The organism is Streptomyces sp. UNOC14_S4 (assembly GCF_020740835.1).
GTDB lineage: Bacteria > Actinomycetota > Actinomycetes > Streptomycetales > Streptomycetaceae > Streptomyces.
Window position 1 is genome coordinate 1 of the sequence record NZ_JAINFC010000243.1, and the last position, 10,968, is coordinate 10,968.

Here is a 10,968-nt window from a genome sequence, read left to right on the forward strand (position 1 = left end):
GCCGACACCCGGCCCCCCGTGAAGATCGACAGCGCCGCCTCCGGCCTCAAGCTCCGCCCCGGTGCGAAACTCGCGCCCGGCCGCGTCCTGGACATCAAGTCCGTCGTCGAGACGGGCGACGGGGGCGAGCGACGGGAGGACACCAACGTGAACGTCACCTTCGCTCTCCAGGCGGAGGTCCTCTTCGACAAGGACAGCGCCAAGCTCGGCCCGGACGCGACGGCCCGCATCCGCGTCATCGCCGACGAGGTCCGCAAACAGCACGCCACCACCCTGCGTGTCTTCGGCTTCACCGACAACCTCGGATCCGCCGACCACGGGCTGGAGCTGTCCAAGGAACGCGCCAACGCGGTCCAGCGACAACTCGCCCTGGACATCGGATCGTCGGGCGTCGCCTACCAGATCCGCGGCTACGGCGAGCAGTACCCCATCGCCGACAACTCCTCGGAAGACGGCCGCAAGAAAAACCGCCGCGTGGAGATCAGCTTCCCGCGCCGTGCATGACGCGCCGGGGGCGTAGCCCTGTAGCCCGTAGGCTCCGCGGGGGAGCCCCTTCAGGGGCGCGGGGCGGTGCTGTATTTGCGGCTCCGCCGCGTGGGCGCGACCAGCCCCCGCCGGGGCCAGGGGGCGAAGCCCCGTCAGGGGCGCGGGGAACTGCGCGACCAGCCCCCACCGGACCCGCAGCCGCCCGCCGAGCGCAAGCCGCACCCCGGTAGGCGCACCGGAGCCACCACCCCGCAGCCGCAAACCACACCTGAAGCCCCACAGGGGGCCCAGGGGCGCAGCCCCTGGCAGGGCAGAGCAGGGGCGGAGGCGCCCCGAAGGGCTCCGCGCCGCGTCAGGCCCTCGCGTCGCCGCCCCACCTCACGGCAGGATTGGCCCCACCACATGCCACCGGCCACGAGGGAGGCGAGCCGATGAAGGCGCAGCGCAAGGCGCGAGCCGTCACCGCCGCCCTCGCCGTCCTCGCGCTCACGACGCCCGCCAGAGCCGCCGCCTTCATCCGTACGGACACCCCTGCCGCGTACCGCCTGGCCCCGGACGCCCAGGCGGTCAGCGGCTCCGAGAGCACCGCCGACGCCCCGCTGCTGCAGCCCGGTACGCACACCTACCGCGACACGATCGAGCCCGGCCGCCGGAAGTACTACACGGTCCGGCTGGAGGCCGGTGCCAGTGCGTACGTCTCCGCCGTGGCCATACCTCGGCCCGGCAGTTCGATGGGGACGCGGGACGGCATCGACGTGTCCCTGGAGGCCCCGAACGGGGCGCAGTGCGGGCTGGTGCGGCACCGTACGTTCCTGTCCCTGGGCGGGGCCTATCCGGTCGCCGACTACGCGGAGCGGGCCGCGGACGCGAGCGGGGTCTGCGCGGCCGCGGGGACCTACCGGTTCTCCGTGGAGCGCGGCGACGCGGCGGGCGGCGATCCGGCCGCGGTGCCGCTCGAGCTGAAGTACGTGACGGGGGACCGTGATTCCGGCCTCGCGAGCGACCCGGCGGACACGCCCGCGGCCACCGGGGGCGGGCCGGGCCCGCTCCGGGCAGGCTCCGGGTTCAACGACGCGGTGGCGATCCGCCCCGGCACCCTCGACGACGAGATCGGCCCCGGCGAGACCCACTTCTACCGGGTGCCGGTCGCGGCGGGGGAGCGGCTCGAGGCGAGCGCCCGCTTCGGCGAGGTCCCGGACGCGGCGGGTTCGTCCTACGTGCTCACCGGTCTGCGGATGGGGCTCAACAACGCCGCCCGGGGATACGTCACGAACAAGACCGCGGGCTACCGGGGCGCGCCCGCCACCCTCACGCTCACCACACCGCCCGCGGCGGACGGCGCCGACACGGCGGGCGGGGACGCCGCGCGGGGCATGCGGCTCGCCGGGTGGTACTACCTCCAGGTCAGTCTGAACCCCAAGGTGGGCCAGGGCAGGCCGGAAGGGGCCCGGATCCCGCTCTCCCTCACGGTGGACGTCGGCAAGACGCTCAAGCCGATCCCGCAGCCCCCGGAGTCGCGGCCGCACACGGCACCCGCGTCCCAGCGGACCGCCGCCGGTCACCGCGACGGCCGCCTGCGCCTGGTCGGCTACGCGGGCGTCACGACGGGCTCCCTGCTCCTCCTGTCCCTGGGCGCCTGGACGTTCGCCGCCCGCCGCACGCGCCGCTGACCGGCCAACCGGGACGGGACAGGACCGAAAGGCCGCGGGACCGGAGGTCGAAGGGCTACGCGCGCACCTCCAGTCGCACCTCCAGCCGTATCCCCACGCGTACCCCCCACATCTCCATCGCCCCGGCCATGGCCTCCAGTACATGACGTGAACGGGGACGCGGCAGCCCCATCCGCCACGGCCGCATCGTCCGCACCGCCAGAACCGTCAACTCGCGGTCCACGTAGGCGACATCGATGGGGAAGCGCATGCCGAGCGTATGAATGGACGACGCGGGGCTCAGGAGCAACGCACCCTCGACGGAGTCCCGTCCGAGAAGCCCCTGGGTACGGGCACGGTAGGAAGCGGCGATCTCCAACGGGATCTCCAACGGGATCTCGGAGGCGCCGACGATCAGCCGTGCGGAGCCGTCGTGCATGCGGTCGCGCATGTGCATGCGAGGGACTTTATCCACATGTCCCGGGTTATCCACAGGCCCCGGCGGGATTCCGTGGATCTCCGTAACCTCGGGGCATGGACGTGTTGTTGATCCTCCTCGCCGCCGTGTACGGCATCCTCGCGGGCGCTCTGCTGCCCCGGGCGCGGTACAGGCTGAGCGTGGAGCCCGAGGAGCCCTGGCGGTCGGCGGGGCCGTGCGGGCATGCCCTCGTGGGCTGGCTGGGCGGCGGCCGGTGCGGCCGCTGCGGCGAGCGGTACGCGCCGGGCGCGCTGTGGTGGGCCGGAGCGGTGGGCGCGGCCTGCGCGGCCCTCGCCGCCACGGCCGGCGCGCGGCCCGAGCTCGCGGTGTGGCTGCTGGCGGCGCCGGTCGCGGCCCTGCTCGCCGGGGTCGACAGGTCGGTACGGCGCCTGCCCGACGTGCTGACGCTGCCGCTGGCCGCCGGTGCGGCTGTCCTGCTCGGAACGGCCGCGCTCATACCCGGCGCGGCGGGCTCCTGGACGAAGGCCCTGCTGGGCGGGCTCGCCCTCGGGGGCGGGTATTTCGCACTGTTCCTGCTGCACCCGGAAGGAATGGGATTCGGTGATGTGAAGCTGGCGATCGGCCTGGGCTGCGCCCTGGGGTGGTACGGGTGGCAGGTGCTGCTCCTCGGGGCCTTCGCGGGGCTGCTGTTGGGCTCTCTCTACGGCGCGGCCCTGTTGCTGATACGGCGTGCGGGCCGGGGAACGGCGGTGGCGTTCGGCCCCTTCATGATCGCGGGCGCGTGGCTGGGTCTGCTGCTGGGCGGCGCGACAGCGCCGTGAGTTCCGCGTCGGGCCGCACGGTTCCGCAAGCTATTGGACCAGGCGATCCAAAATGGGTACGGTCTTCTCATGGCCCGACCGAGGAAGTTCGACGAGGAGCGGGCGGTCGGCGCTGCCCTGGAGGCGTTCCGGGCCGCCGGATACGAGGCGACCTCCACCCAGGATCTGTGCGACGCCACAGGGCTGGGGCGGAGCAGCATCTACAACACGTTCAAGAGCAAGCACGACCTCTTCCGCAGGGTCCTGCTGCGCTACATGGAAGAGAAGTCCGCGTTCCAGCGGGAGCTCTTCGACAGCGACCGGCCGGTGCGGGACAAGGTCCGCGTGCTCCTGGAGCTCGTGGTCGAGGAGGAGTGCGAGGGCGACGGGCGCGGCTGTCTGGTCGTCAACACCGCCGTCGAACTCGCCCGCCGCGACGACGAGGTGGCGAACGATCTGCGGCGGGACTACCGCTGGCGGCTCGACCTGCTGACCGGCGCGTTCGAGGCGGCTCAGCGCGGTGGCGAGGTCGATCCGGGCAAGGACGCGGCCGCGCTCGCGCACTTCGTCATCGCCGCGATCGGCGGCATGCGGGTCTCGGCGAGCAACGGCGTCGACCGCCGGGCGCTGCAAGGCGTCGCCGAGGCCACGCTCGCCGCGATCTGACCCTTCCGGGGCGCCAGGCGGCCCGGTGGCCGGGCGGCTCGCGTCCGCGCGTGCCGAATCGGTGCGCCCTGTCGCGAGTTCGCGCCGCGTGGTGACCGGCCCCTGTCGCCCTCACCCTCGCCCTTCCCGCTCCCCGCCTTCCTGCCTCCGCCTTCCTTCTCCCTGCCCTGATTTTGAACCGAACGTTACAAAACAAGCTCACGACCACGAGAGGTGATCCGACGTGCCACGAGCCGTCTATGTCCTGGCCCTGGGCATCTTCGCCATGGTGACCAGCGAGTTCGTCGTCGCGGGGCTGATGCCCCAGATGGCGGACGGTCTGAACGCCACTGTCCCGGAGATCGGCTACCTCATCACCGCCTTCGCGGTGGCCATGGCCCTGGGTGGCCCGTTCCTGGCCGTGGCGGTGGTGCGGCTGCGCCCGAAGCCGGCGCTCATGGCCCTGTTCGCGATCTTCCTGGCCGGCAATGTGCTGGCCGCCACCGCGACGGACTACGCGACCATGCTCGTGGCGCGTGTCGTCACCGGAGTGGCCTCGCAGGCGTTCTTCGGTACGTCGCTGTCGCTGTGCGCCCGGCTCGTACGTCCCGAGGTGCGGGGGCGTGCCACCGCCGTGGCCCTGAACGGCCTGATGCTCGGGACCTTGCTGGGGCTGCCGCTGTCCACTGTGATCGGCGAGCACTTCGGCTGGCGGGCGGCCTTCTGGGGCATCACCGCGCTCACCGTCGTCGCCGCGCTGTGCACGCTCGGCGGTGTTCCCCGCCTGGACCACGCGGCGGAGGGCGGGGGCAGGGGCGGTGTACGCCGCGAGCTCGCCGTCTTCCGGCGCCCCGGGCTGTGGCTGGCGCTTTCCACCAGCACGTTCATCATCGGCGCGACGTTCTCGGCCTTCAGCTACCTCAACCCGATCCTGACCGAGGTCACGGGCTTCGCCACGGGGGCCGTGCCGTTGCTGCTCGTCGCGTACGGCGCCGCCACCGTCGTCGGCAACACGGTCGTCGGACGGCTCGCCGACCGGTACACCCTCGGCGTCCTGCTCTGCGGGCTCGCGCTGAACCTGCTGTTCCTCGTCGGGTTCGCCCTTCTGGCGCACCTGGCCGTCCCGGCGGTGGTGTGCATGCTCGGTATCGGGCTCGTGGGCGTCACCATGAACCCGGCGATGGTCACCCGCGTGCAGCGCGCGGGCAACGCGGGCCCCTTGGTCAACACGATCCACTCCTCGTTCATCACCTCGGGCATCGTCATCGGGACTTCGCTCGGCGGCCCGGCCATCGACACTTTCGGGCTCCGTGCCCCGCTCTGGCTCGGCGCGGGGCTGGCCGTGATCGGGCTGCTCACGCTCGTCCCCGTCCTCGTCCGCCGCCCGGTCCGCCATGCCGTGGAGCACATCGGAGTGAATCGGCCCACCATAGGTCAAGAGTGGGCAAAAATGACTCGGGCAGGAGACCGCCAAAAGGCGTCAAACACATCAAGTCGATGAGGAATTTTCAAGAAGTTTTCGGAAGGTCCGAGGGGGGACATCCGGCCGACTCTCGAATGGCTTGTTCTACGCCGTAGGCCCGGTATTTGCTGGCCGTATGCGCCCCGGGAGGACCTTCCCCCGCCGCCGAGTTCAAGATCAAATACGTCACTGAGCGTCAGCGCGGGGCGCGCCGTCACCCCTGTCGGTGCGCACAGCACCGCCTCGGACCGGTTAAGGTGGAAACCCCCCCTCGGGCCGGTCCGTATCCCCCCCACGGACCGGCCCGTTTTCTTTCCACCGCATCACCATGGGTGATGATTCGTATGAGGTTTCAGAGTCGCTCTAGGAGCGACCGCGCCTCGCCCAGATGTTGACCCCTTCGGTGCTTACCGCGAAGGAATCGATCTCTGCCAGCTCCTCGCCGGTCAGCTTCGGAGCGCCGAGCGCGGCCACGTTGGCCTCCAGCTGGGCCACGCTGGACGCTCCGGTCAGCGCCGACGTCATCCGCGGGTCGCGCAGCACCCACGTCAGCGCCAGCTGGGCCAGCGACTGGCCGCGCCGCTTCGCGATCGCGTCGAGCCCCCGCAGTCGCCGTACGACGTCCTCCGTCAGCAGCGCCGGGTCCAGCGACTTGCCCTGGGCGGCGCGCGAGCCCTCCGGGATGCCGTGCAGGTACTTGTCCGTGAGCATCCCCTGGGCGAGCGGGGCGAAGGAGATGCAGCCCATCCCCTCGGCCTCCAGGGCGTCCAGCAGACCGTCGTCCTCCGTCCAGCGGTTGATCATGGAGTAGGACGGCTGGTGGATCAAGGCGGGGACGCCCATCCCGCGCAGGATCCGCGCGGCCTCGCGGGTCTGCTCCGCGTTGTACGAGGACACGCCGACGTAGAGCGCCTTGCCCTGCCGGACGGCGGACGCCAGCGCGCCCATCGTCTCCTCCAGCGGGGTCTCCGGGTCGAAGCGGTGCGAGTAGAAGATGTCGACGTAGTCGACACCCATTCGGCGCAACGACGCGTCGAGGGACGAGAGCAGATATTTCCGCGAGCCCCACTCGCCGTAGGGGCCGGGGTGCATGAGATACCCCGCCTTGGTGGAGACGAGGATTTCGTCGCGGTACGCGCGGAAGTCCTGCGCGAAGATCTTGCCGAAGTTCAGCTCGGCGGAGCCGGGCGGCGGGCCGTAGTTGTTGGCCAGGTCGAAGTGCGTGATGCCCAGGTCGAAGGCCCGCCGGAGAATCCCGCGCTGCGACTCCAGGGCCCGGTCGTCGCCGAAGTTGTGCCACAGTCCGAGCGAGATCGCGGGCAGCTTGAGTCCGCTGTGCCCCGTGCGGCGGTACTCCATCGCGTCGTAGCGCTTTTCGGCTGCGCGATAGTGAGTGGAATGAGGGGAATCGGTCATGTGTATCTCATTATCACGGACTTGTGACGCACCGAGTTGGGTCATCGCAACACGCGGGCAGTAGTGTTGCGCCCTCGGGGCGACCGCCGTGGCATGGAGGGGCTGGAAGACGTGAAGAGGTTGCGCGACCTGGTGTACAGGCTCTACGCACGCCGGGTGGAAGGTCGCCTCGACCATGCGCAGGTGCCCAAGCACATCGGAGTCATCCTCGACGGGAACCGTCGCTGGGCGCGCGCCGACGGCCGGACCCTGGAGCAGGGGCACCAGGCGGGGGCCGACAAGATCCACGAGCTGCTCGGCTGGTGCGCCGAGACCGACGTGGAGGTCGTGACGCTCTGGATGCTCTCCACCGACAACCTCGACCGGCCGGCCGACCAGCTCACACCGCTGCTGGGCATCATCGAGAACACGGTCCGCAGCCTCGCCGCCGACGGCCGCTGGCGCGTCCACCACGTCGGCACCCTCGACCTGCTGCCCGCCCGGACGCAGTCCGTGCTCAAGGAGGCGGAGCAGGACACCCTCGGCGTCGACGGAATACTGGTCAACGTCGCCGTCGGCTACGGCGGGCGCCAGGAGATCGCCGACGCCGTGCGTTCCCTCGTGCTCGAAGCGGCCGAGAACGGCACCTCTTTCGAGGAACTCGCCGAGATGGTCGACGTGGAGCACATTTCCAAGCACCTCTATACGCGCGGCCAGCCCGACCCGGACCTGGTGATCCGGACCAGCGGCGAACAGCGGCTCTCCGGCTTCATGCTCTGGCAGAGCGCGCACTCGGAGTACTACTTCTGCGAGGTGTTCTGGCCGGCCTTCCGAAAGGTCGATTTCCTGCGTGCGCTGCGCGATTACGCGGCGCGCCACCGGCGCTACGGCTACTGACCCGGAAACCGGGAGACACCTTCCCCGGAGGGGCCGAGGGGGAGCCTACGGCCGCTGACGGACCGGCCGTTCACCTCGCCGTCGCATATGCCGTTGCATGGTCAAGCGGTCGAGCGGGAATATCCCCTCCAGGTCGACGGTCTGTCCAAAGACCGTCGCTCTGGCAGCGGGTGGCATGGGGCCGCCCGCCCGGGAGGCCCTTTGCACACGGACGACGACCGTGCGGACCGAGCGGACCCGCGGGGCCCGCGCGGACGACGCGGAGGGCCGGGGTCCGGCCCTCGAAGGGCACGGACCCGGCCCACTTCCCCGGCGACGTCGTCGCGCCCCGACCTCTCCTTGAGGGGGTTCGTCCACCCGTGGTGACCAGCAAGAAGCGCCGTGAGAGCGACCGGCGCACCTATGTCCTCGACACCAGCGTCCTGCTCGCGGACCCAGGCGCCATGACCCGATTCGAGGAGCACGAGGTCGTGCTGCCCGTGGTCGTGGTCACGGAGCTGGAGGCCAAGCGGCAGCACCCCGAGCTCGGTTATTTCGCCCGGCAGGCCCTCCGTCTGCTGGACGGATACCGGGTGCAATTCGGCCGCCTCGACTCGCCCATCCCCATCGGCGAGCTCGGCGGGACGCTGCGCGTCGAGCTCAACCACTCGGACACCGGCATACTGCCCGCCGGATTCCGGCTCGGTGACAACGACTCACGCATCCTCGCCGTGGCCCGCAACCTCCAGGCCGAGGGGTACGACGTCACCGTCGTCTCCAAGGACCTGCCGCTGCGCATCAAGGCGTCCGCGGTCGGGCTGCTCGCCGAGGAGTACCGCGCCGAGCTCGCCATCACCGACTCCGGCTGGACGGGCATGGCCGAGCTCGCGGTCACCGCGGAGCAGGTGGACGAGCTCTTCGCCGCGGAGGTCATCGACGTGGCGGAGGCCGCGGAACTGCCCGTGCACACCGGCCTGGTGCTCCAGTCCGAGCGCGGCAAGGCCCTCGGGCGGGTCATGGCGGACGGCCGGGTGCGGCTGGTACGGGGCGACCGCGAGGCGTTCGGCATCCACGGGCGCAGCGCCGAGCAGCGGGTCGCGCTGGACATGCTCCTCGACCCGGAGATCGGCATCGTGTCCATGGGCGGCCGGGCGGGCACGGGCAAGTCGGCGCTGGCGCTGTGCGCGGGTCTGGAGGCCGTCCTGGAGCGCCGCCAGCACCGCAAGGTCATGGTCTTCCGCCCGCTGTACGCCGTCGGCGGCCAGGAGTTGGGCTATCTGCCCGGCACCGAGGCGGAGAAGATGAGCCCCTGGGCGCAGGCCGTCTTCGACACGCTCTCGGCGGTCACCAGCGCCGAGGTGATCGAGGAGGTCGTCGGGCGCGGCATGCTGGAAGTGCTGCCGCTCACCCACATCCGCGGCCGCTCCCTGCACGACGCCTTCGTGATCGTGGACGAGGCGCAGTCGCTCGAACGGAATGTGCTGCTGACCGTTCTGTCGCGCATCGGGGCCAATTCGCGGGTGGTGCTCACCCATGACGTGGCGCAGCGCGACAACCTTCGTGTCGGGCGTTACGACGGTGTGGTCGCGGTGGTCGAGAGGCTGAAGGGTCACCCGCTCTTCTCCCACGTCACGTTGACCCGCTCGGAGCGCTCGCCCATCGCGGCCCTGGTGACCGAAATGCTGGAGGAGGGCCGCATTTAGCGGATTCGGCGGATTCAGTAGATTCGGCGGATTCGGCGGTGCGGAACCGGGCCCCGAGCGTCACATGGGCAACAGCGGCCCGACGGCGCGCGACAGAAGCGGCAGAGCCTAGTCGCGCGCCGCCGGGCCGCGCCACGCTTTCCGCAAAACCCCGGCGCCAAACGCCGTGTGAGCTTTCCCACGCAACGCGGAATTGCCTCCGGGTGTCCCCGTCGGGCAGAGTCTGGGACCTGTCAGGCCCCCGCATACGGCACTTCGGCACCCCCCGGTGCCCCACCAGAACTGAACAGCGTCGTCGTATGCCGCCCGAGCACCACGCGGTCCTCCTCCGGGAGGCCCCACCGGGCCAGCGCCTTCTGTGACCGGCCGGTTCCGCGCTCGCGCGGGCCCGTGCACGACGGAGGCCCGTGCCAGGGGCACGATTGCGCCCGCGGGGTCACCTAAGCGGGCGACGCTGGAAGGAAACCGTGTGAGCCGGATTTCGGTCCGGGGATTCGCCGTGGCATCCGCCACCGCGGTCACCACCGTCGGCGCCGTCGTGGGTGTCGCCTCGGGCAGCGACCATGGCACCGGCCAGGTCGAGGCCACCGCCGCCAATACGACGCTCCTCGCGGACATCCCCTCGGGTCAGAGTGTCCAGGAGCAGGCTGCCTTCCTGACGCAGCAGGCGGACACCCAGTCCGACGCCGCGGACACGGTCGCGAAGAAGGACGCCGAGGAGGCCGCGCGCAAGCAGGCCGCCGAGGACGCCACCGCCAAGAAGGAGGCCGCGGACGCCGCGGCCAAGAAGGAGGCGGAGGAGAAGGCGGCCAAGGAGGCCAAGGAGCGCGACGACGCGAACGGCGTCAGCAGCCGTTCCGCGAGCCGCGACGGGGACTTCCCGGTCAAGGGCTCCTACTCCGTCGCCGAGATCCAGGCCATCGCCCGGCAGATCGTCCCGGCCGACCAGTTCCAGTGCTTCAGCAACATCGTGAACAACGAGAGCGGCTGGGACTACACGGCGAGCAACCCCTCCTCCGGCGCCTACGGCCTCGTGCAGTCCCTGCCCGGCAGCAAGATGGCGTCCGCCGGTGCCGACTGGCGTACCAACCCGGCCACCCAGATCAAGTGGGGCCTCAGCTACATGAACGAGTCGTACCACAGCCCCTGTGGTGCCTGGTCGTTCTGGCAGGCCAACCAGTGGTACTAGGCGCTTCGCGATAAGCGCCGCGCTTCGGCAGGAGACCTCGGTCTCACAGAGCCCCCGAACCTCAACCGGTCGGGGGCTCTGTCGTGTCTTCCTCACCGTGACGCGGGGCCGGTGCAGTCAGTGGGCACAGGTAACGTCGTCACCATGGCCACGGGGGAGTGGGGGTAGAGGAAGAGAAATGTCGAGATTGCCAAGAATGATCGGCGGCGTGGGGACGGGCCTGACCCGGCTCGCCGACATGCTCGAACGCCGCAGGGCCGCGGCGCAGGGCATGACGGGGACGCCGGGCGCGGCGCCCGACGCCGCCGGGCGTCCGCCCACCCC

At 70.9% G+C, this 10,968-nt stretch carries 10 protein-coding genes; 8 read left to right on the forward strand and 2 right to left on the reverse strand.

Annotation, left to right across the window (positions count from 1 at the left end; translation table 11 throughout):
* The coding region (locus K6I34_RS21390; protein WP_229327939.1) for an OmpA family protein at positions 1–504 on the forward strand (504 nt) is incomplete at its 5' end.
* Between the two features lie 413 nt (positions 505–917).
* Positions 918–2,156, forward strand: coding sequence for a hypothetical protein (locus K6I34_RS21395; RefSeq protein WP_229327940.1), 1,239 nt, complete (start codon positions 918–920; stop codon positions 2,154–2,156).
* Between the two features lie 55 nt (positions 2,157–2,211).
* Here K6I34_RS21395 and K6I34_RS21400 read toward each other — a convergent pair whose 3' ends face one another.
* Positions 2,212–2,586 carry a DUF192 domain-containing protein gene (locus K6I34_RS21400; protein ID WP_374230982.1) on the reverse strand — a complete coding sequence of 125 codons (375 nt, stop codon included), beginning with the start codon at positions 2,584–2,586 and terminating at the stop codon, positions 2,212–2,214.
* An 83-nt stretch (positions 2,587–2,669) separates the two neighbouring features.
* On the opposite strand from K6I34_RS21400, the gene K6I34_RS21405 reads away from it, so the two are divergent.
* From K6I34_RS21405 to K6I34_RS21415, 3 genes are all read left to right on the forward strand, one after another.
* A complete protein-coding gene (locus K6I34_RS21405) occupies positions 2,670–3,395 on the forward strand; it encodes an A24 family peptidase (RefSeq protein WP_229327941.1) in 726 nt (241 codons plus the stop codon).
* 69 nt (positions 3,396–3,464) lie between these two features.
* Entirely contained in the window at positions 3,465–4,040 is a 576-nt protein-coding gene (locus K6I34_RS21410) for a TetR/AcrR family transcriptional regulator (RefSeq protein WP_229327942.1), read from the forward strand.
* A 223-nt stretch (positions 4,041–4,263) separates the two neighbouring features.
* On the forward strand, positions 4,264–5,520 hold the full coding sequence (locus K6I34_RS21415; RefSeq protein WP_229327943.1) for an MFS transporter: 1,257 nt from the start codon (positions 4,264–4,266) through the stop codon (positions 5,518–5,520).
* A gap of 324 nt (positions 5,521–5,844) precedes the next feature.
* Here the strand turns inward: K6I34_RS21415 and mgrA are convergent, their stop codons facing one another.
* Entirely contained in the window at positions 5,845–6,897 is a 1,053-nt protein-coding gene (gene mgrA, locus K6I34_RS21420) for an L-glyceraldehyde 3-phosphate reductase (RefSeq protein ID WP_229327944.1), read from the reverse strand.
* A gap of 93 nt (positions 6,898–6,990) precedes the next feature.
* Here mgrA and K6I34_RS21425 point away from each other — a divergent pair, with 93 nt between their 5' ends.
* The 3 genes from K6I34_RS21425 (at position 6,991) to K6I34_RS21435 (ending at position 10,644) form a co-directional block, all read left to right on the forward strand.
* The gene (locus K6I34_RS21425) at positions 6,991–7,773 is read left to right on the forward strand and encodes an isoprenyl transferase (RefSeq protein WP_229327945.1); all 783 of its coding nucleotides are present in this window, start codon (positions 6,991–6,993) and stop codon (positions 7,771–7,773) included.
* A gap of 359 nt (positions 7,774–8,132) precedes the next feature.
* Positions 8,133–9,455: a PhoH family protein gene (locus tag K6I34_RS21430; RefSeq protein WP_229327946.1), complete on the forward strand. Its 1,323-nt coding sequence runs from the start codon at positions 8,133–8,135 to the stop codon at positions 9,453–9,455.
* Between the two features lie 469 nt (positions 9,456–9,924).
* Positions 9,925–10,644, forward strand: coding sequence for a transglycosylase SLT domain-containing protein (locus K6I34_RS21435; protein WP_229327947.1), 720 nt, complete (start codon positions 9,925–9,927; stop codon positions 10,642–10,644).
* The last annotated feature ends 324 nt before the right edge of the window (positions 10,645–10,968 follow it).

Coding starts and splice junctions, on each gene's coding strand:
- K6I34_RS21410 (WP_229327942.1), top strand. CDS start 3,465: ATGGCCCGACCGAGGAAGTTCGACGAGGAGCGGGCGGTCGGCGCTGCC.
- K6I34_RS21405 (WP_229327941.1), top strand. CDS start 2,670: ATGGACGTGTTGTTGATCCTCCTCGCCGCCGTGTACGGCATCCTCGCG.
- K6I34_RS21425 (WP_229327945.1), top strand. CDS start 6,991: ATGGAGGGGCTGGAAGACGTGAAGAGGTTGCGCGACCTGGTGTACAGG.
- mgrA (WP_229327944.1), bottom strand. CDS start 6,897: ATGACCGATTCCCCTCATTCCACTCACTATCGCGCAGCCGAAAAGCGC.
- K6I34_RS21395 (WP_229327940.1), top strand. CDS start 918: ATGAAGGCGCAGCGCAAGGCGCGAGCCGTCACCGCCGCCCTCGCCGTC.
- K6I34_RS21400 (WP_374230982.1), bottom strand. CDS start 2,586: ATGCGCGACCGCATGCACGACGGCTCCGCACGGCTGATCGTCGGCGCC.